The sequence below is a fragment of the Streptomyces jumonjinensis genome (genome assembly GCF_009600885.1).
Lineage (GTDB): Bacteria > Actinomycetota > Actinomycetes > Streptomycetales > Streptomycetaceae > Streptomyces > Streptomyces jumonjinensis.
Map to the genome: position 1 here is coordinate 5,063 of NZ_VCLA01000153.1, position 20,658 is coordinate 25,720.

Here is a 20,658-nt window from a genome sequence, read left to right on the forward strand (position 1 = left end):
CGCAGCTGTCCTCCTTCGCCGACCAGGTCACGCGGATGGCCCGGGACGTGGGCACGGAGGGCCGGCTCGGCGGTCAGGCGCGGGTCGACGGGGTCAGCGGCACCTGGAAGGAGCTGACCGACTCGGTCAACTTCATGGCGGGGAATCTGACGTCGCAGGTCCGCCAGATCGCTCAGGTGACGACGGCGGTCGCGCGGGGCGATCTCTCGCAGAAGATCGACGTGGACGCCCGGGGCGAGATCCTGGAGCTGAAGAACACGCTCAATACCATGGTGGACCAGCTCTCCAATTTCGCGGAGCAGGTCACCAGGGTCGCGCGCGAGGTGGGCACCGAGGGCATCCTCGGCGGTCAGGCGGAGGTGCAGGGCGTCTCCGGCACCTGGAAGGACCTCACCCAGTCCGTCAATTCGATGGCGAACAATCTGACCTCGCAGGTGCGCAATATCGCCGAGGTGACCACGGCGGTCGCCAAGGGCGACCTCTCCAAGAAGATCACGGTCGACGCCAAGGGCGAGATCCTCGAACTGGTGACGACCGTGAACACCATGGTCGACCAGCTGTCGGACTTCGCCGACGAGGTGACCCGGGTCGCGCGCGAGGTGGGCACGGAGGGCGTGCTGGGCGGTCAGGCCCGGGTGCGGGGCGTCACCGGCATCTGGAAGGACCTCAGCGACAACGTCAATCTGATGGCCAACAACCTCACCAGCCAGGTGCGTAACATCGCCCGGGTCTCGGCGGCGGTCGCGGGCGGCGATCTGACGAAGAAGGTGACCGTCGAAGCGCGCGGTGAGGTCGCCGAGCTGGCCGACACCGTGAACACGATGGTGACCACGCTGTCGTCCTTCGCGGACGAGGTGACGCGGGTCGCGCGGGAGGTGGGCACGGACGGCCGGCTGGGCGGCCAGGCCCGGGTGCCCGGCGTCTCCGGGACCTGGAAGGACCTCACCGAGTCGGTGAACTCGATGGCGTCCAATCTGACCGGCCAGGTGCGGCAGATCGCCACCGTCACGACCGCCATCGCCAAGGGCGATCTCACCAGGAAGATCGATATCGATGCCCGGGGCGAGATCCTGGAGCTGAAGACCACCATCAACACCATGGTCGACCAGCTGTCGTCGTTCGCCGGGGAGGTCACCCGGGTGGCCCGGGAAGTGGGCACGGACGGGCAGCTGGGCGGTCAGGCGCGGGTCCGCGATGTGGACGGCACCTGGCGCGATCTGACCGAGTCCGTGAACGAGATGGCCGGGAACCTCACCCGGCAGGTGCGGGCGATCGCCGCCGTGGCGACCGCCGTGACCCGGGGCGATCTCAATCTGAAGATCGACGGCGTGGACGCGGCCGGTGAGATCCAGGTCCTCCAGGACAACATCAACACGATGATCGCCAATCTCCGCGACACCACCCTCGCCAATGAGGAGCAGGACTGGCTGAAGGGCAATCTGGCCCGTATCTCCGGTCTGATGCAGGGGCGGCGGGATCTGGACGATGTGGCCTCGCTGATCATGAGCGAGCTCACCCCCGTCGTCTCCGCGCAGCACGGCGCGTTCTTCATGGCGATGCGGACCGGTGGCCAGGATCTCGTCGGCAGCGGTGGGGACGGCTCGTACGAGCTGGTCATGCGGGCCAGTTACGGCTACTCGGCGGGGCTGATGCCGACCTCGTTCCGGCCGGGCGAGACGCTGATCGGGACGGCGGCCGAGGAGAAGCGGACCATCCAGGTCAATGTGCCGCCGGGGTATCTGAAGATCTCCTCGGGGCTCGGGGAGGCGTCTCCGGCGCATGTGATCGTGCTGCCGGTGCTCTTCGAGGGGAAGGTGCTCGGAGTGATCGAGCTGGCGTCGTTCCAGCCGTTCACGCAGATCCAGCGGGACTTCCTCAACCAGATCGCCGAGATGATCGCGACCAGCGTCAACACGATCAGCGTGAACACCAAGACCGAGGTGCTGCTGCGGCAGTCGCAGGAGCTGACCGAGCAGCTGCGGGAGCGTTCCGCGGAGCTGGAGAACCGGCAGAAGGCGCTTCAGTCGTCCAATGCCGAACTGGAGGAGAAGGCCGAGCTGCTGGCCCAGCAGAACCGTGACATCGAGGTCAAGAACACCGAGATCGAAGAGGCCCGGCAGGTGCTGGAGGAGCGCGCCGAGCAACTCGCGGTGTCGATGCGGTACAAGAGCGAGTTCCTCGCGAACATGTCGCACGAGCTGCGCACCCCGCTCAACTCGCTGCTGATCCTCGCCAAGCTGCTGGCCGACAACGCGGAGGGCAATCTCTCGCCGAAGCAGGTGGAGTTCGCCGAGACGATCCACGGCGCCGGCTCCGATCTGCTCCAGCTGATCAACGACATTCTCGATCTGTCGAAGGTCGAGGCGGGCAAGATGGACGTCAGCCCCACCCGTATCGCGCTGGTGCAGCTGGTCGACTATGTGGAGGCGACCTTCCGGCCGCTGACCGCGGAGAAGGGCCTCGATTTCTCCGTACGGGTCTCTCCCGAGCTGCCCGGGACGCTGCACACCGATGAGCAGCGGCTGTTGCAGGTGCTGCGCAATCTGCTCTCGAACGCGGTGAAGTTCACCGATTCCGGAGCGGTGGAGCTGGTGATCCGTCCGGCGGGCTCCGATGTGCCGCCGTCGATCCGGGAGCAGTTGCTGGAGGTGGGCTCGCTGCGGGAGCCGGACGCGGATCTGATCGCCTTCTCGGTCACGGACACCGGGATCGGGATCGCGGCGAGCAAGATGCGGGTGATCTTCGAGGCGTTCAAGCAGGCGGACGGCACCACGAGCCGCAAGTACGGCGGTACGGGCCTCGGGCTGTCGATCAGCCGGGAGATCGCGCGGCTGCTCGGCGGAGAGATCCACGCGGCGAGCGAGCCGGGCCGGGGCTCGACGTTCACGCTCTATCTGCCGCTGCACCCCAGTCAGTTGCCGGTGAACGGCCAGGGGCCGGGCGGGGAGGCGCAGAGCGCGCAGGAGAGCGCCGTGCAGTTGGAGCGGGCGCTGCGGACGGAGGCGTACTCGGGTTCCGCGACGCTGTTCCGGCGGCGGCGCAAGGCCATCGGCGCCACGGAGGAACGGGCCGCGCTGCCCGCTTCCGGGACGGCCGCCCCGTCCTCGGCGGCTCAGGGGCAGTCGGCGGACGCGCCGGCCGCGGCCGAGCCGGCGGAGCCGCGGCGGGTGTTCGAGTTCGACAACGAGAAGGTGCTGATCGTCGACGACGACATCCGCAACGTCTTCGCGCTCACCTCCGTGCTGGAGCAGCACGGGCTGACGGTGCTGTACGCGGAGAACGGGCGGGAGGGCATCGAAGTGCTGGAGCAGCACGACGATGTGACGGTCGTTCTGATGGACATCATGATGCCGGAGATGGACGGCTACGCGACGACGACGGCGATCCGCCGGATGCCGCAGTTCGCCGGGCTGCCGATCGTCGCGCTCACCGCGAAGGCGATGAAGGGCGACCGGGAGAAGGCCATCGAGTCGGGGGCCTCGGACTATGTGACGAAGCCGGTGGACCCCGACCATCTGCTGTCCGTGATGGAGCAGTGGATGCGCGAGCGCGGCGGGCGGTGAGAGGGGCGCGGCGGCGGTGAGACGGGTGCGGCGGCGGTGCGTCGGAGACTTTCGTCACTCCGGCCTTCCGCCGCCGCCCTGCTGACTGACCGTGTCCACGAGCGTGTGGGACCGCGTCGTACGGGGAACCTTCTGGTCTTCCGTTACGTTTCTGCTATGTGCACAGTGACATCATGGTGACAGGGTGTGGCGATGGGCGGGGTGCGGCTACCATGACCGGCACAACATTGGGCGACGCAAGGGAGTCGTCCCCTGGGGTGGCGCGGGACGCGTCACCCGGCTCATGGAGCCGGGGAGACCCCAGGCCGGGGCGAGGAGGACGGGGCATGGTGCAGAAGGCCAAGATCCTCCTGGTCGATGACCGGCCGGAGAATCTGCTGGCGCTGGAGGCCATTCTCTCCGCGCTCGATCAGACACTGGTGCGGGCATCGTCAGGGGAGGAAGCGCTCAAGGCGCTGCTGACGGACGACTTCGCGGTCATTCTGCTGGACGTTCAGATGCCGGGCATGGACGGCTTCGAGACCGCCGCGCACATCAAGCGCCGGGAGCGGACCCGGGACATTCCGATCATCTTTCTCACCGCGATCAACCATGGCCCGCATCACACCTTCCGGGGGTATGCGGCCGGCGCGGTCGACTACATCTCCAAGCCGTTCGACCCGTGGGTGCTGCGGGCGAAGGTCTCGGTGTTCGTCGAGCTGTACATGAAGAACTGCAAACTGCGGGAACAGGCCGCGCTGCTCAGGCTTCAGCTCGAAGGCGGCGCGGGAGCGCAGCCCGGCGGCGGCGACAGCCGTGCGTCGGCTGGGCTGCTCGCCGAGCTCTCCGCACGGCTCGCGGCGGTCGAGGAGCAGGCGGAGGCGCTGTCCAAGCAGTTGGGCGACGAATCGGCGGACGGGGCAGCCGTCTCCACCGCCGCCCATCTCGAACGCAAACTGACGGAGCTGCGGCGGGCGCTGGACGCGCTGGAGCCCGATGCGGGGAACAGCCCCGTACTGCCGTCGCAGACCTGACCGCCGTGCCGGTGGGGGCTGAGCTTTCCCGGCGGCTGAAGGGCTGAGCTTCCTCGGCGGCCTTTCACCGGCTCCGGGGAACCGGCCCCCGGGAAACCGGCCCCCGGAGGGGCCGGAGCTCCGCGCGGAATCGGGTCCGCTGAGGAGCGTGCGCCGCAAGGCGGGGAGCGGCGGGGCCGGGCATGGAGCCGCCGTCCCCGCGCTCTTCCCGGCCGTACCGCGCCCTCTTCGGTCGTACCCCGCGCCCTCGCCCGCCGCGCCCGCCGGGTCTGCCGCGCCCGCCGTGTCTTCTTCGGACTGCCCGCTCGCGTGGGCGGCACCACCGGCCCCGGCCGCCTGAGGCCATGTCACTTCGCCGCCCCCTCAGGGCGACACGGACGGGTGAAGCCGTGGGCACACGTGTCCGCCGCCGTCGGCACCGGTAACCTCACCACCATGGCCTCTCGTACGTCCGGCAATGGTTCCCAGGGCACCGCGAAACAGCGCCCAGGCCGTACGAGCGGCGGCGCCGCCGCCGCGAAGAAGGCGGCCCCCGCGAAGAAACCCGCCAAGGGGCCCGCCGCCAAGAAGGCCGTGCCCGCCAAGAAGGCCCCGGCCAGGAAAGCGCCCGCGAACAAGACCGCGCCGAAGAAGAGCACGGCCGCGAAACCCGCGCCACGACCGGCCCCCTCGCCCACCGGCGGCGTCTACCGGCTGGCCCGCGCCCTCTGGCTCGCGGTCGCCCGTACCGTGGGCGCGCTCTTCCGCGGCATAGGGCGGGGCGCGAAAGGGCTCGACCCCGCCCACCGCAAAGACGGCCTCGCCCTGCTGCTCCTCGGCCTCGCCCTGATCATCGCCGCCGGCACCTGGTCCAATCTGCGCGGCCCGGTCGGCGATCTCGTCGAGATGCTGGTGACCACGGCGTTCGGCAGACTCGACCTCCTGGTGCCGATACTGCTGGGCGCGATCGCCGTACGGCTGATCCGCCATCCCGAGAAGCCCGAGGCCAACGGGCGGATCGTGATCGGCCTCTCCGCCCTCGTCATCGGGCTGCTCGGACAGGTCCACATCGCCTGCGGCGCCCCCGAGCGCACCGACACCGCCGCGATCCAGGACGCGGGCGGGCTGATCGGCTGGGGCGCGTCCGCGCCGCTGGCCTTCATGATGGGCACGGTCCTGGCGGTGCCGCTGCTGGCGCTGCTCACCTTCTTCGGGCTGCTCGTCGTCACCGCGACCCCCGTCAACGCCATTCCCCGCAGACTGCGCCAGCTCGGCGTCCGGCTGCATCTGATCGAGCCCGCGTACGAGCCGGAGGCGGACGACGACCTCTTCGACGACGACCGGCGCTATGACGACCAGTGGCGCGACACGGAGCCCGTCCGCACCCGCCGTCCCCCGGCCCGCCGGAGTGAGGCGCCGGAGGTCTACGACGCCGAAGAGGCCGAGGCGCAGGCGCTCTCCCGCCGCCGCAAGCCACGCCGGGGCGCCGGGCTCCCCGAGGACCGCCCGATGGACGCCGTGGACGTGGCCGCGGCAGCGGCGGCGGCGCTCGACGGGGCCGTCTACAACGGTCTGCCGCCCTCGCCGCTGATCGCCGATCTGACCAAGGACCTCACGGCCGACCGGGAGCGGGCCCGCTCCCCGCTGCCGAGCGCGCGGGGAGCGAAGGCCGCGTCCGGCGGCTCCGCATCTGATCGGGCCGGGACCGCGTCCGGCGGCGCCGTACCCGACCGGGCCGAGCCCGCGGCCGGAAGGTCCGCACCGGATCGGGTCGAGCCCGCGGCCGGGAGCCCCGTACCGGATCTGACGAAGCCCGTGCCCGAGCACTCCCAGCCGCTGCCCGCGCGCGCGGAGCAGCTGCGGCTCTCCGGCGACATCACCTACGCGCTGCCCTCGCTCGATCTGCTGGAGCGCGGCGGTCCGGGGAAGACGCGCAGCGCCGCCAATGACGCGATCGTCGCCTCGCTCACCAATGTGTTCATGGAGTTCAAGGTCGACGCCGCCGTCACCGGCTTCACCCGGGGACCCACGGTCACCCGTTACGAGGTGGAGCTCGGCCCGGCGGTGAAGGTCGAGCGGATCACGGCGCTGACCAAGAACATCGCGTACGCCGTCGCCAGTCCCGACGTACGGATCATCTCCCCGATCCCCGGGAAGTCCGCGGTCGGCATCGAGATCCCCAACACCGACCGCGAGATGGTCAACCTCGGCGATGTGCTGAGGCTCGCGGACGCGGCGGAGGACGACCATCCGATGCTGGTCGCGCTCGGCAAGGACGTGGAGGGCGGCTATGTGATGGCCAACCTCGCCAAGATGCCGCACATCCTGGTCGCCGGAGCCACCGGTTCCGGCAAGTCGTCCTGCATCAACTGCCTGATCACGTCGGTGATGATAAGGGCGACCCCGGAGGACGTACGGATGGTGCTGGTCGACCCCAAGAGGGTTGAGCTGACCGCCTACGAGGGCATTCCGCATCTGATCACGCCGATCATCACCAACCCCAAGCGGGCCGCCGAGGCGCTCCAGTGGGTGGTGCGCGAGATGGATCTGCGCTATGACGACCTCGCCGCCTTCGGCTACCGGCATATCGACGACTTCAACCGGGCCGTGCGCGCCGGCAAGGTCAAGCCGCCCGAGGGCAGCGGACGGGAGCTTCAGCCCTACCCGTATCTGCTGGTCATCGTGGACGAGCTGGCGGATCTGATGATGGTGGCCCCGCGCGATGTCGAGGACGCCATCGTCCGGATCACCCAGCTGGCGCGCGCGGCCGGCATCCATCTGGTGCTGGCGACACAGCGGCCGTCCGTCGATGTGGTCACCGGTCTCATCAAGGCGAATGTGCCCTCCCGGCTCGCCTTCGCCACCTCCTCGCTCGCCGACAGCCGGGTCATCCTCGACCAGCCGGGCGCGGAGAAGCTGATCGGCAAGGGCGACGGCCTCTTCCTGCCGATGGGCGCGAACAAGCCGACCCGTATGCAGGGAGCGTTCGTCACCGAGGACGAGGTCGCCGTCGTCGTCCGGCACTGCAAGGAGCAGATGACGCCCGTCTTCCGGGAGGACGTGGTCGTCGGCTCCCAGCAGAAGAAGGAGATCGACGAGGAGATCGGCGACGATCTCGATCTGCTCTGCCAGGCCGCCGAACTCGTGGTATCGACCCAGTTCGGGTCCACCTCCATGCTCCAGCGGAAGCTGCGCGTCGGCTTCGCCAAGGCCGGGCGGCTGATGGACCTGATGGAGTCACGCAATGTCGTCGGCCCCAGCGAGGGCTCCAAGGCCCGGGACGTCCTGGTGAAACCGGACGAACTGGATGGAGTGCTCGCCGTGATCCGGGGGGAGCCTCACCCGTAAGGGTTCGGCTCGGGCGGGGTTCGGCGGGCAACCGTTTCCCCCGCTCGTACGTCAAGTTGGAGGGAGGGACGGAACAGCGGACCGTCCGTCGCCGGGAAGGCCGCAGGCCATTCCGATGGCGTACAAACACCGGCCGTCCGGTTGCCCCACCCTTTCGTACCAGCCATACACTGAACCTCCAGCAGGTGGTTACACGCTCGAAAGGCGCCCCCGTGTCCATCGGCAACTCTCCCGAAGACGACCGGCCTTCCACCGATGAGAACCGGCCCTCCATCGATGAGAGCCGGCCCTCCATCGGCCGCGCCCTCCAGCAGGCCCGGATCGCCGCCGGTCTGACCGTCGACGAGGTCAGTGCCGGCACCCGGGTGCGCATCCCGATCATCCACGCGATCGAGGAGGACGACTTCACCCGCAGCGGCGGCGATGTATACGCGCGCGGGCACGTCCGCATGATCGCGCAGGCGGTCCGGCTCGACCCGGCGCCCCTGGTCGCGCAGTACGACTCCGAGCGCGGCGGCCGTCCCGTGCCCACCCCCGCCGCTCCCCTCTTCGAGGCCGAACGCATCAGGCCCGAGCCGCGCCGCCCCAACTGGACCGCCGCCATGGTCGCTGCGATCGTCGCCGTGATCGGCTTCGTCGGCTTCACTCTCTTCAGCGGCGACGACTCCGACCGGAACCGAACGTCGCAGGCCGCCGAGGGGCGGGCTCCCGCGAAGCCCTCGAAGACACCCAGCGCCAAGCCCGTCGACCCCAAGCCCGACCCCACCGACGGCGCCATCGCCGCCGCGCCCAAGGACAAGGTCACGGTGAAGCTCTCCGTGATCGACGCCAAGAGCTGGATCTCGGCCAAGTCCCACAACGGCAAGCTGCTCTTCGACGGCACCCTCGCCAAGGGCCAGTCCAAGACCTTCTCCGACGACGAACGCATCGATCTCATCCTCGGAAACGCCGGAGCGATCGAGCTCTACGTCAACGGCAAGAAGGTCGAGGACGAATTCCGGACCGGCCAGGTCGAACGCCTCTCGTACACCAAGGGCGACCCCGAGGCCGGCTGACATATCAGGCGTGGCCTGCGGGGGAGCCCTCGCGGCAGGGGCGTGGGTCAGGACAAAGTAGTCTTGAGCCCATGCCCGAACGCCGTACCGTCGCCCTTGTCACTCTTGGCTGCGCCCGTAACGAGGTGGACTCGGAGGAGCTCGCAGGCCGCTTGGCAGCGGACGGCTGGGAGCTTGTCGAGGAAGCCTCAGACGCGGATGTCGCCGTCGTCAACACCTGCGGTTTCGTCGAGGCCGCCAAGAAGGACTCAGTCGACGCGCTCCTCGAAGCCAATGATCTGAAGGATCACGGCAGAACCCAGGCCGTGGTCGCGGTCGGCTGTATGGCCGAGCGCTACGGCAAGGAGCTCGCCGACGCCCTGCCCGAAGCGGACGGCGTCCTCGGCTTCGACGACTACGCCGATATCTCCGACCGGCTCCAGACCATCCTCAGCGGTGGGGTCCATGCCTCGCACACCCCCCGTGACCGGCGCAAACTGCTGCCGCTGAGCCCCGTCGAGCGCCAGGCGGCGACCGATGTGGCGCTGCCGGGCCACGGGGAGCCCCTGGTCGAGCTCCCCGACCTCCCGGAGGGCGTCGCTCCGGTCTCCGGGCCGCGCGCGCCGCTCCGCCGCCGCCTCGGCAGCAGCCCGGTGGCCTCCGTGAAGCTCGCCTCCGGCTGCGACCGGCGCTGCTCCTTCTGCGCCATCCCGTCCTTCCGCGGCTCCTTCATCTCCCGGCGGCCCAGCGATGTCCTCGGTGAGACCCGCTGGCTGGCCGAGCAGGGCGTCAAGGAGGTCATGCTGGTCTCCGAGAACAACACGTCCTACGGCAAGGACCTCGGCGACATCCGCCTGCTGGAGACCCTGCTGCCGGAGCTGGCGGAGGTCGACGGCATCGAGCGGGTCCGGGTCAGCTACCTCCAGCCCGCCGAGATGCGGCCCGGACTGATCGATGTGCTGACCTCCACGCCCAAGATCGCGCCGTACTTCGATCTCTCCTTCCAGCACTCCGCGCCCGGTGTGCTGCGCTCGATGCGGCGCTTCGGGGACACCGAGCGGTTCCTGGAACTGCTGGAGACCATTCGCGGCAAGGCCCCGCAGGCGGGTGTGCGCTCCAACTTCATCGTCGGATTCCCCGGTGAGAGCCAGGCCGACTTCGAAGAGCTGGAAGGCTTCCTGACGCGCGCCCGTCTCGACGCCATCGGAGTGTTCGGATACTCCGACGAGGACGGTACGGAAGCGGCCGGTTACGACCACAAACTCGACGACGACGTCATCTCCGAGCGGCTGGCGCATCTGTCGCGTCTCGCCGAGGAGCTGACCGCGCAGCGCGCCGAGGAGCGGCTCGGGGAGACGCTTGAGGTGCTGGTCGAGTCCGTGGACGGCGAGGACGGCGCTGTGGGACGGGCCGCGCACCAGGCGCCCGAGACGGATGGGCAGATCGTCTTCACCACGCGCGACGGGCTGGTCCCCGGCCGTATGGTCGTGGCGAAGGCGGTCGCCGCGGAAGGCGTCGACCTGGTGGCGGAGTATGTGAGCGAGTACGGGGCCCGGCACGGCGAGGACGCCGAGGACGCCCAGGACGGCCGCCAGGTCGCTGGTGAGGAGGCGGGCAGATGACCGGAGTGCCGGCATCCGCGGGGGGCGGCACCGGTAGGCCCGCCCCCGGCGGCAAGCTGGGCGCTGCGGCCGTCAATCAGGCCAGCCTGTGGAACATCGCCAACATCCTCACCATGGTGCGGCTGGTCCTGGTGCCCGCCTTCGTGGTGCTGATGCTCCAGGACGGCGGGTACGACCCGGCCTGGCGTGCCTGGGCGTGGGCGGCCTTCGCCGTCGCGATGATCACCGATATCTTCGACGGTCATCTGGCCCGTACCTACAACCTGGTCACCGACTTCGGGAAGATCGCCGACCCGATCGCGGACAAGGCGATCATGGCCGCCGGGCTGATCTGTCTGTCGGCGCTGGGGGATCTCCCGTGGTGGGTGACGGCGGTCATCCTCTTCCGGGAGCTGGGGATCACGGTGATGCGGTTCTGGGTGATCCGTCACGGCGTGATTCCGGCCAGTCGCGGCGGCAAGCTGAAGACGCTCACCCAGGGCACGGCGGTCGGCATGTACGTACTGGCGCTGACCGGTCCGCTGGCCACCCTCCGCTTCTGGGTGATGGCCCTCGCCGTGGTGCTGACGGTGGTCTCCGGCCTCGATTACGTACGTCAGGCGATCGTCCTGCGACGGCGTGGACTCGCCAAGGAGCGCGGCACGGCGGGCGAGCCGAGGTGACTGGCGGGGGAACCGAGGCGGCTCTGGCCGCCCGGATTCTCGGGGTGCTCGCGGAGCGTGGTCAGACGGTGGCCGTCGCGGAGTCCCTCACGGGTGGTCTCGTGGCCGCGGAACTGACGGCCGTGCCGGGGGCTTCGACCGCCTTCCGCGGTTCGGTGACCGCGTACGCGACCGAGGTGCAGCACACGGTGCTGGGCGTCGGCGAAGCCCTCCTGGCGGAGCGCGGAGCGGTCGATTCCGAAGTCGCGCGGCAGATGGCGGCCGGTGTGCGCACGGCGCTGGGCGCCGACTGGGGCATTGCCACCACGGGGGTGGCGGGGCCCGAGCCGCAGGACGGCCGGCCGGTCGGAACGGTCCATATCGCTGTAGCCGGACTGAAGGGCACGGGGAAAGTCGCCGTATTGCGGTTGAACGGTACCCGGGCGGAAATCCGTAGAGAGAGTGTACGGAGCGTGCTCGGGCTGCTCCTGGATGAACTCCTGGGGAGCGTGCGGGCGAAGGATACGGAACAGAACGGGGGGAATTGATGTTTGCAGCCCTGAGTGAACACGACATCGCTCCCCGCACGGCCGCCGCGCAAGGCGGTACGGTGGGGCGTGAAGGATGCGGCTACGCGGTCCGAGGAGGGAGCCACCGATGATTCTGCTCCGTCGCCTGCTTGGTGACGTGCTGCGTCGGCAGCGCCAGCGCCAGGGCCGTACTCTGCGCGAAGTCTCCTCGTCCGCCCGAGTTTCGCTCGGCTATCTCTCCGAGGTGGAGCGGGGGCAGAAGGAGGCTTCCTCCGAGCTGCTCTCCGCGATCTGCGACGCGCTTGACGTACGGATGTCCGAGCTCATGCGTGAAGTGAGCGACGAACTGTCGCTGGCCGAACTGGCCGCGTCGGCGGCGGCCAGTGAGCCGGTGCCCGTGCCAGTTCGTACGATGCTGAATTCCGTCTCCGTGACATCGGTGGCGGGTGTGCCGACGGAGCGGGTGACGATCAAGGCGCCGGCGGAGGCTGTCGACGTCGTCGCCGCATAGGTCGTAGGGACGCCGGGCCGCAGGCCGTGGCGTCGTACGACAACGGGCGGTGCGGTGTTGAGCCGTATGACGCTCTGTGGTGTGGGATGCCGTGCGGAAACGATCCGTACGGCGTCCGTCGTACAGCGGAGCGGTGTTGTGCGGCGCTGCGCGGCACTGTGTAGCGCTGTGTGGCACCGTGTGGCGCTGGAACGAAGTGGTGCGAGCCGAGTCCCGGCCGCTGTCCCGATGGGGCGGCGGGCCGGGACTTCTGCGTTGTCGGGGCGGGGCGGGGCACCGGCTCTGGGGTGCCGGCGGTCCGAGGACGGGTGGGTACTCGGGGAAGTGCGGGGTAGGCGGAGGCTGAGAATCCGGTTCGGGGGGAGTGAGGTCCGTCCGAATGTCTGGTTCAGGGGCCTATGTCATGGTGGAAATCACCGACAACCGAGTGGAGGACACGCATGTCTGTCGTGAAGAGCCCGTTGTCAGAGGCCGACCTCAAGGCGGTCGGGGAGGCACTTCGGGGCGCGCTCGTGGATCTGGTGGATCTCGGACTCGTCGCCAAGCAGGTCCACTGGAATGTGGTGGGCCCCCGTTTCCGGTCCGTCCACCTTCAGCTAGACGAGGTGGTGGACACGGCCCGGCTGCACTCGGACACGGTGGCCGAGCGGTGCTCCGCCATCGGGGTCACCCCGGACGGACGAGCCGCGACCGTGGCGGCGCAGAGCGCGATCGCACCGGTGCCGGAGGGCTGGATCAAGGACGGGGACGCCGTACAGGTGCTTGTACGGGCCCTGGGCGCGGTGATCGTGCGGATGCGGGAGCGGATCGGGGTCACCGGCGACCCTGACCCGGTGAGCCAGGACATTCTGATCGGACTGACGGGCGATCTTGAAAAGCACGCCTGGATGTTCCAGGCGGAGAGCGGCTGAGCCGGCTGTCGGCCGTCCGCCGGGGTCCGGGGGTCCGGGGTCCGGCCTGGGGTCTGGGGTCCGGCCTGGGGTCTGGGGTCCGGCCTGGGGTCTGGGGCCCGGGGCGGGGCCGGGCGATGGGAGCTTTGGAGCTTCCCCATCGAGTTGCGGTGCCGGTGGGCCTCGGTTTTGATCGCTGGAGGCCCGCTGGAGGCTGTACGGATGGTCCGCCCGGGGTACGGGAAGCCTTCAGGATGGGCGGCCGACGGCCCCCGAGACGGTCCGGGCCCGGTCCGACAGGACCGTGCGGCGGTGTGTGCGCCGGGGCTGCCTCCGGTGCGCCCTCCCCGTGGATGATCGCGCCGGTCTAGCGTGGATCGGAGGGAGGCAGCCATGGCACGTCGCGGGGTCGCCCTCGGACTCCTGGCCGTGGTTCTGTCCGCGCTGGTGGCGGGCGGGCTGTGGTGGTGGGCCCTGCTGCGGCTGGTGCTGGCGCCGGAGCGGGCCGGTCTGGTCGAGGGGGCGGTGGCGGCGAGCGGCTGGGGACTGAGCCTGTTGCCGGTCCATGCCACGGCCCATCGAAGGCGTGCCCGGAGCGGCGGTGGAGACAGTGGTGGGGACAGCGGTGGAGCCGGGAGCGCGGGCGCGGGCCCCGGGCCGGTGCGGCCCGGAGGCGGTGGCGCGGTCGTGGGGAGGGCGGTCGCCGAGTTCAGGGGTGTGATGGGGGACATCGCGGCTGCGGTGGGCGGCGTCGGGGGTGCGATGAAAGACGCCGGAGGCTCCGGAGCCGCCATGGGTCCGGCGGGTCCGGTGTGTGGTGCCCGGGACTCGGTGAGCGGTCTCCGGGGCTCGGCGGCCGGCGCTCTGCGGGACTCGGTGAGCAGTGCTCTGCGGGGGCTGACGGTCGCGGTCGCGGCCGGGATCACCAGGGCATCGCCACGCCGCCGTTCGGGCGGATGACCTGGCCCGTGGTGAACGCGGACGCGTCCGAAGCCAGATGGAGAACCGTGTGCGCCACGTCTCCGGGCTCGCCGACACGGCGCAGCGGAGAGATCCGGGCCATGGCCTCCTCGGTCCGGTGCTGGAGCGCGGCGTCATGGCGCTCGGTCATCGGGGTGCGGATCCAGCCGGGGGCGATGGCGTTCACCCGGATGGCGTACGGGCCTAGCTCGGTCGCGAGGGTGCGGGTCAGCTGGACGACGGCCGCCTTGGCGACGCTGTAGCAGAGCAGCCCCGGCCGCGCGGCGTCCACCGCCCCCGATGACATAGTGATGATCGATCCGGGGGCGCCGGTCCTGATCATGGCACGGGCCGATTCCTGGCAGGCGTACAGCACGCCCTTGAAGTTGACCGCGAGAACGCGGTCCATGTCCTCGTCCTCGGTCTCCAGAACCATGCCGCTGTGCATGATGCCGGCGATGGCGGCGACTATGTCGAGCCGTCCCGCCGTGCTGATGACGTCGTCCACCGCGGCCCTGAGCCGGGTGCGGTCGGTGACGTCGAGGGGGTGGGTGCACGCTGAGCCGCCGGCGGCGGTGATCAGGGCCCTGGTCTCCTCAAGTCCCGCCGCGTCGGAGTCGGCGCAGTGGACCACGGCTCCCGCCTCGGCCAGCAGCGCGGCGGAGGCCCGCCCGATACCGCTCGCCGCGCCGGTGACCAACGCCGTCCTGCCGCTGAGGTCGTACGCCGTGAGGGGCATGGCGGGACCGTACGACTGGATCTGACGGAGCGTCAAGTATGCTCGGGGGCTGGGCCGGACTGGCAGCCGGGGCACCAGTAGGTGATGCGCTCGCCTTCGCCCCCGCTCGCTCCGCCGTCGCTCTGCCCGGCCTTGCGCACAGGAGCGCCGCAGCGGAGGCAGGGGTGGTTCTCACGCCCATAGACATACAGCCGGGCCCGCGCCGGGGCACCGGGGGCGGTGGTACGGCGGTCGAAGGTGTTCTTGTTCGCCTCCAGAAGTCTGTGGGCGGTGACGGTGATCCGCTCCAGCACGCCTTCGGGCAGCTCGCCCACCGGCAGCCAGGGCGTCACCCGGGCGAGAAACGCCAGCTCGGATCTGTAGACATTGCCGATCCCCGCGAGATTGCGCTGGTCGAGCAGGGCGTCGCCGAGCGGGCGGGAGGGATCGGCGAGCAGATGGGCCGCCGCGACCCCGGCGTCCCAGTCCGGGCCCAGCAGATCCGGCCCGAGACGGCCGACCGCCTTCTCCTCGTCGGCGGTGCGCAGCAGCTCCAGCACGGGGAGGCGGTAGCCGACCGCCGTGTACGCGCTATTGCCGAGGACGGCACGGATCTGATGGGCGGGCCCTCCGCGCCAGCGCTCCCCGGCCCTGAACACGCGCCACGCGCCATCCATCCGCAGATGGGAGTGGAGGGTGAACCCGCCCTCGATACGGGTGAGCAGATGTTTCCCGCGCGGGGTGACGTCCAGAACGGTCCGGCCGGTGAGATCGGCGGTGGCGAACCGGGGCACTCGGAGATCGAACCGGGTCAGCGACTGCCCGGCGAGGGCGGTGTGCAGTCGCCTCGCTGTCTGCCAGACGGTGTCTCCTTCGGGCATGGGTCCATGATGCGGGATGCGGGATGCGGGACGGGCCAGGGGTGGAGCCCGGGGCAGCGGGTTGGTTCCGGCGGGGCCGGTGCGGGGCTCCGGGCCGGAGGGCCTTCGGGAGGCGGGCCGCTCCCGGGAGGGGCTGGGGCCGGGAGGGGTGCGGTGCCAGGGAAGGGGCTGGGGGCCCGGGCCGGGGCTTGGCTCTGGCCCCGGCCCTCCAGGGCGTCCGGGGTTCAGGGGCGTATGCGCAGGCCCCTCGGGGTGGCATGGAAGCCCGCCGCCTCCAGCGGGCGGGCCAGGGGAGAGGTCAGCGCCGGGACGCCGTTCGCCCGCTCCACGGTGACCGTGCCGAGGGAGCCCGCGCGGGCCGCTCCCGTCAGAGCCTCCGCCGCCGCGTGGAGCGCCGGGGCGTCCGGATCCGTCACCCAGGCCAGCAGCGTCTTCCCGCCACGCTCCATGTACAGCGTCAGCTCCCCGTCGACCAGCACCACCAGGGAACCCGCTTTCCGGCCCGGCTTATGGCCCGCGCCGTCCGGCGTCTCGGGCCAGCTGAGGGCCGCGCCGTATGCGTTGGCCGGGTCCGCCGCGGCCAGCACCACAGCATGGGGTGCGGTGTCTCCGTCGGCGCGCTCCCGCGCGGTGGCCGCCGCGCGGAGGCGGTCCACCGCGCCGTCCATCGCGAACTGGGCGGCGCCCAGCCCCTCCACCACATAGCCGCGGCGTGCCTGACCGCTGTCCTCGAAGGCCGACAGCACCCGGTACACGGCCGAGAAACCGCCCTCCACCCCCTCGGCCGCCACGGCGCCCCGCGTCACCACGCCATGGCGGTCCAGCAGGGTGCGCGCCAGGGCGTGCGCCCGATGGGTCGGTTCGGGTTCAGCCGGCGGCAGCAGGGACCAGCGGCCGCTCACGGTCGGCGGACCGCTGCGGGAAGCGGTCCGCGCCGCCGCTGCCAGGCCGCCGAATCTGCCCCGGGGCACGGTCCGTCTGGCCCGGTGGGCCGTGGACCCCGCGGTACGTCCCGAACCGAGCAGGGAGCGCAGCGGCGCGAGCGTGTCAGTGGTGAGCCGGCCGGACCAGGCCAGCTCCCAGATGGCGTCGGCCAGCTGTGGATCGGTCGCGTCCGGGTGGGTGGTGGCCCGGACATGGTCGGCGATCTGGCGGAAGAACAGCCCGTACCCGGGGGCCAGCGCGGTGAGGACCGACTCCTGGAGCGCGGTCGGCTCCAGCGGGTGCGGACGTGGCAGCAGCAGCGGAGCGGCGTCCGCGAGATAGAGGGAGATCCAGCCGTCCTTACCGGGCAGGGCCCCCGCCCCGGCCCACACCACCTCGCCGGTCGTGGTCAGCTCGTCCAGCAGCGCCGGGCCGTAGTCGCGGACGCGGGACGGCAGGATCAGCTTCTCCAGCGCGGAAGCGGGCACGGCAGCCCCCTGGAGCTGCTCGACGGCCCTGGCCAGGCCGTCGATCCCGCGCAGACCGCTGTGGCCCAGATGCTGCCACTGGGGGAGGAAGGCGGCCAGCGCGGCTGGAGGCGCCGGCTCCAGCTCCTGACGCAGCGCCGCCAGCGAACGCCTCCGCAACCGGCGGAGCACGGTCGCGTCGCACCACTCCTGGCCGATGCCCGAAGGGTGGAACTCGCCCTGGACCACTCGCCCGCCCGCCGCCAGACGCTGGAGCGCCCCGTCGGTGACGGCCGCCCCCAGTCCGAAGCGGGCCGCCGCCCGGGTGGAGGTGAACGGGCCGTGGGTACGCGCGAACCGGGCGAGCAGATCGCCCAGCGGATCCTTGACCGGCTCGGTGAACGCCTCCGGCACACCCACCGGCAGCGCGGTGCCCAGCGCGTCCCGCAGGCGTCCCGCGTCCTCGATCGCCGCCCAGTGGTCACCGCCCGCGATCCGGACCCGGATCGCCCGCCGGGACGCGGCCAGTTCAGCCGCCCAACCGGGGTCGGCTCCACGCTCGGCCAGCTCGGCGTCGGTCAGCGGCCCCAGGACCCGCAGCAGATCGGCGACGCCCTCACCGTCCTTGACCCTTCTGTCCTCGGTGCGCCACTGCAACTCCCGCTCCAGCTCGGTGAGCACATCCGGGTCGAGCAGCTCGCGGAGCTCGGCCTGGCCGAGCAGCTCGGCCAGCAGCCTGGAATCCAGGGAGAGCGCGGCGGCCCGGCGCTCGGCGAGCGGTGAGTCGCCCTCGTACAGGAACTGGGCGACATAGCCGAAGAGCAGCGAGCGCGCGAAGGGCGAGGGCTCCGGTGTGGTCACCTCGACCATACGGACCCGGCGGGATTCGATGTCGCCCATCAGCTCGGTGAGCCCCGGAACGTCGAAGACGTCCTGGAGACATTCGCGCACCGCTTCCAGGACGATGGGGAACGATCCGAACTCGCTCGCCACCTGGAGCAGTTGGGCCGCGCGCTGGCGCTGCTGCCAGAGCGGGGTGCGCTTGCCGGGGCTGCGGCGGGGCAGCAGCAGCGCCCGGGCGGCACACTCGCGGAACCGGGACGCGAAGAGCGCCGACCCGCCCACCTGATCGGTGACGATCCCGCCGATCTCGCCCTTGTCGAAGACGGCGTCCGCCGCCCCGACCGGCGCCTGCTCGCTGTCGTACGCCGCTGTGTCCGGCTGGACCGGAGCCGGATCCTGGTCCAGCAGATCCAGGCCCATCAGGTCGGCGTCCGGCAACCGCAGCACAATGCCGTCGTCGGCGTGCATCACCTGCGCGTCGATGCCGTACCGCTCGGCGAGGCGGGCACCCAGCGCCAGCGCCCACGGAGCGTGCACCTGAGCGCCGAACGGGGAGTGGATCACCACCCGCCAGTCGCCCAGCTCGTCCCGGAACCTCTCCACGAGAATCGTGCGGTCGTCCGGAACATGGCCGCAGGCACGGCGCTGCTCATCGAGATACGCCAGAACATTGTCCGCCGCCCAGGCGTCCAGACCCGCCGCCAGCAGCCGCAGCCGGGCGTCCTCCTCGGACAGCCCGCCGACCTCCCGCAGAAACGCGCCCACCGCACGCCCCAGCTCCAGCGGCCGGCCGAGCTGGTCGCCCTTCCAGAACGGCAGTCTGCCCGGCACTCCGGGCGCGGGAGAGACCAGCACCCGGTCGCGGGTGATGTCCTCGATCCGCCAGGAGGTGGTGCCCAGGGTGAAGACATCGCCCACCCTGGACTCGTACACCATCTCCTCGTCCAGCTCCCCGACCCGGCCGCCGCCCTTCTTGGGGTCGGCGCCCGCGAGGAAGACGCCGAACAGCCCACGGTCCGGGATGGTGCCGCCCGAGGTGACGGCGAGACGCTGGGCGCCCGGCCGGCCCGTGACCGTACCCGCGACGCGGTCCAACACCACTCGCGGGCGCAGATCGGCGAAGGCGTCCGAGGGGTAGCGGCCGGCGAGCATGTCCAGAACGGAGGTGAAGGCCGACTCCGGGAGCGCGGCGAAAGGGGCCGCGCGGCGCGTCAGCGCCAGCAGGTCATCGGCCTGCCAGCTGTCCATGGCGACCATGGCGACCAGCTGCTGCGCCAGCACGTCCAGTGGATTGGAGGGGACGCGCAGCGCCTCGATGGAGCCGAGGCGCATCCGCTCGGTGACGACCGCCGCCTGGACCAGATCGCCCCGGTACTTGGGGAAGACGACCCCTGTGGAGACCGCGCCCACCTGGTGACCGGCGCGGCCGACCCGCTGGAGCCCGGAGGCGACCGACGGGGGCGACTCGACCTGGACGACCAGATCGACCGCGCCCATGTCGATGCCGAGCTCCAGACTGGACGTCGCCACCACGGCGGGCAGCCTGCCCGCCTTCAGATCCTCCTCCACCAGGGCGCGCTGTTCCTTGGAGACCGAGCCGTGGTGCGCGCGGGCGAGCAGGGGCGGTGCGCCCCAGGCGGCCCCGGACTGGGCCATGATCTCCGCGGGCGGGGCCTTCTCGGGCAGCGGTGCGCCCGCCGCCCGCTCATAGGCGATCTCATTGAGACGGTTGCACAGCCGCTCGGCCAGCCGGCGGGAGTTGGCGAAGACGATCGTGGAGCGATGGGCCTGGACCAGGTCGGCGATCCTCTCCTCGACATGGGGCCAGATCGACGGTCTGTCCCCGCCGCCCGGGGCGGGGAGCCCCGGGGAGGCATCGGAGGCCGGTGAGCCGCCCAGCTCCCCGAGGTCCTCCACCGGAACCACCACCGAGAGATCGAATTCCTTGCCCGACGGAGGCTGGACGATCTCGGCCTTCCGCTGTGGCGAGAGATAGCGGGCGACCTCGTCCACCGGGCGCACCGTCGCCGAGAGGCCGATTCGCCGGGCCGGACGGGGCAGGAGCTCGTCCAGACGCTCCAGCGAGAGGGCGAGATGTGCGCCCCGCTTGGTCCCGGCGACCGCGTGGACCTCGTCCAGAATCACCGTCTCGACGCCCGACAGCGCCTCCCGGGCCGAGGAGGTGAGCATCAGGAACAGGGATTCGGGTGTGGTGATCAGAATGTCCGGCGGTCTGGTCGCCAGCGATCTGCGCTCGGCGGCCGGGGTGTCCCCCGAGCGGATGCCGACCCGCACCTCCGGCTCGGGCAGCCCCAGCCGGACCGCCTCCTGGCGGATGCCGGTCAGCGGGCTGCGGAGATTGCGCTCCACATCGACGGCGAGAGCCTTCAGCGGGGAGACATAGAGCACCCGGCAGCGCTTCTTCGCGTCCGCGGGCGGGGGAGCGGAGGCCAGCCTGTCCAGCGCGGCGAGAAACGCGGCGAGCGTCTTCCCGGACCCGGTCGGGGCCACCACCAGGACGTCCGAGTCCTCGCCGATCGCCCGCCAGGCGCCTTCCTGCGCGGCGGTGGGCGCGTCGAAGGCTCCCGTGAACCAGCTCCGGGTCGCGGGAGAGAAGGAGTCGAGCGCGGTCCTTGCCATGTTCCCCATCGTGCACCCCGCCACTGACAATCGGTCCTCCCGGCTGTATCCGTGGCTGCCTTCCGCCAGTTCCGGAGGCGGCTCTTCCGACTGC

Annotated in this window: 13 protein-coding genes; 10 read left to right on the forward strand and 3 right to left on the reverse strand. The window is 71.0% G+C overall.

The annotated features are described in order from the left end of the window. The 10 genes from FF041_RS19775 to FF041_RS19820 form a co-directional block, all read left to right on the forward strand. The coding region (locus tag FF041_RS19775; protein WP_228388414.1) for a HAMP domain-containing protein at window positions 1-3,563 on the forward strand (3,563 nt) is incomplete at its 5' end. Between the two features lie 326 nt (window positions 3,564-3,889). Further along, window positions 3,890-4,576, forward strand: coding sequence for a response regulator (locus FF041_RS19780; protein WP_153524043.1), 687 nt, complete (start codon window positions 3,890-3,892; stop codon window positions 4,574-4,576). A 435-nt stretch (window positions 4,577-5,011) separates the two neighbouring features. Next, complete coding sequence (locus FF041_RS19785) at window positions 5,012-7,903, forward strand: DNA translocase FtsK (RefSeq protein ID WP_153524044.1); 2,892 nt, start codon at window positions 5,012-5,014, stop codon at window positions 7,901-7,903. Window positions 7,904-8,115: 212 nt separating this feature from the next. After that, entirely contained in the window at window positions 8,116-8,958 is an 843-nt protein-coding gene (locus FF041_RS19790) for a helix-turn-helix domain-containing protein (RefSeq protein ID WP_323392211.1), read from the forward strand. A 71-nt stretch (window positions 8,959-9,029) separates the two neighbouring features. Beyond that, complete coding sequence (gene rimO / locus FF041_RS19795) at window positions 9,030-10,559, forward strand: 30S ribosomal protein S12 methylthiotransferase RimO (RefSeq protein ID WP_228388415.1); 1,530 nt, start codon at window positions 9,030-9,032, stop codon at window positions 10,557-10,559. Further along, window positions 10,556-11,221: a CDP-diacylglycerol--glycerol-3-phosphate 3-phosphatidyltransferase gene (gene pgsA, locus FF041_RS19800; protein ID WP_153483372.1), complete on the forward strand. Its 666-nt coding sequence runs from the start codon at window positions 10,556-10,558 to the stop codon at window positions 11,219-11,221. The genes rimO and pgsA overlap by 4 nt, the downstream gene beginning before the upstream one ends. A gap of 23 nt (window positions 11,222-11,244) precedes the next feature. Then, window positions 11,245-11,748, forward strand: a complete 504-nt coding sequence (locus tag FF041_RS19805) for a CinA family protein (protein ID WP_153524076.1) — start codon at window positions 11,245-11,247, stop codon at window positions 11,746-11,748. A 109-nt stretch (window positions 11,749-11,857) separates the two neighbouring features. Next, a complete protein-coding gene (locus FF041_RS19810) occupies window positions 11,858-12,241 on the forward strand; it encodes a helix-turn-helix domain-containing protein (RefSeq protein WP_153483373.1) in 384 nt (127 codons plus the stop codon). A 440-nt stretch (window positions 12,242-12,681) separates the two neighbouring features. Beyond that, window positions 12,682-13,152: a Dps family protein gene (locus FF041_RS19815; protein WP_153483374.1), complete on the forward strand. Its 471-nt coding sequence runs from the start codon at window positions 12,682-12,684 to the stop codon at window positions 13,150-13,152. A 372-nt stretch (window positions 13,153-13,524) separates the two neighbouring features. Further along, window positions 13,525-14,091, forward strand: a complete 567-nt coding sequence (locus FF041_RS19820) for a hypothetical protein (protein ID WP_153524045.1) — start codon at window positions 13,525-13,527, stop codon at window positions 14,089-14,091. On the opposite strand, the gene FF041_RS19825 is transcribed toward FF041_RS19820, so the two are convergent. The 3 genes from FF041_RS19825 to FF041_RS19835 all read right to left on the reverse strand — a co-directional run bounded on the left by FF041_RS19825 (window position 14,054) and on the right by FF041_RS19835 (window position 20,564). After that, complete coding sequence (locus FF041_RS19825) at window positions 14,054-14,830, reverse strand: SDR family NAD(P)-dependent oxidoreductase (RefSeq protein WP_153524046.1); 777 nt, start codon at window positions 14,828-14,830, stop codon at window positions 14,054-14,056. The genes FF041_RS19820 and FF041_RS19825 overlap by 38 nt on opposite strands. A 32-nt stretch (window positions 14,831-14,862) precedes the next feature. Then, complete coding sequence (locus FF041_RS19830) at window positions 14,863-15,690, reverse strand: Fpg/Nei family DNA glycosylase (protein WP_153524047.1); 828 nt, start codon at window positions 15,688-15,690, stop codon at window positions 14,863-14,865. 224 nt (window positions 15,691-15,914) lie between these two features. Beyond that, window positions 15,915-20,564, reverse strand: coding sequence for an ATP-dependent helicase (locus tag FF041_RS19835; protein WP_153524048.1), 4,650 nt, complete (start codon window positions 20,562-20,564; stop codon window positions 15,915-15,917). Between the last annotated feature and the right edge of the window lie 94 nt (window positions 20,565-20,658).

Bases quoted from the DNA above. Each gene is read 5' to 3' on its own strand.
- FF041_RS19780 (WP_153524043.1), top strand. From the start codon at position 3,890: ATGGTGCAGAAGGCCAAGATCCTCCTGGTCGATGACCGGCCGGAGAAT.
- FF041_RS19785 (WP_153524044.1), top strand. From the start codon at position 5,012: ATGGCCTCTCGTACGTCCGGCAATGGTTCCCAGGGCACCGCGAAACAG.
- rimO (WP_228388415.1), top strand. From the start codon at position 9,030: ATGCCCGAACGCCGTACCGTCGCCCTTGTCACTCTTGGCTGCGCCCGT.
- pgsA (WP_153483372.1), top strand. From the start codon at position 10,556: ATGACCGGAGTGCCGGCATCCGCGGGGGGCGGCACCGGTAGGCCCGCC.
- FF041_RS19810 (WP_153483373.1), top strand. From the start codon at position 11,858: ATGATTCTGCTCCGTCGCCTGCTTGGTGACGTGCTGCGTCGGCAGCGC.
- FF041_RS19815 (WP_153483374.1), top strand. From the start codon at position 12,682: ATGTCTGTCGTGAAGAGCCCGTTGTCAGAGGCCGACCTCAAGGCGGTC.
- FF041_RS19820 (WP_153524045.1), top strand. From the start codon at position 13,525: ATGGCACGTCGCGGGGTCGCCCTCGGACTCCTGGCCGTGGTTCTGTCC.
- FF041_RS19825 (WP_153524046.1), bottom strand. From the start codon at position 14,830: ATGCCCCTCACGGCGTACGACCTCAGCGGCAGGACGGCGTTGGTCACC.
- FF041_RS19830 (WP_153524047.1), bottom strand. From the start codon at position 15,690: ATGCCCGAAGGAGACACCGTCTGGCAGACAGCGAGGCGACTGCACACC.
- FF041_RS19835 (WP_153524048.1), bottom strand. From the start codon at position 20,564: ATGGCAAGGACCGCGCTCGACTCCTTCTCTCCCGCGACCCGGAGCTGG.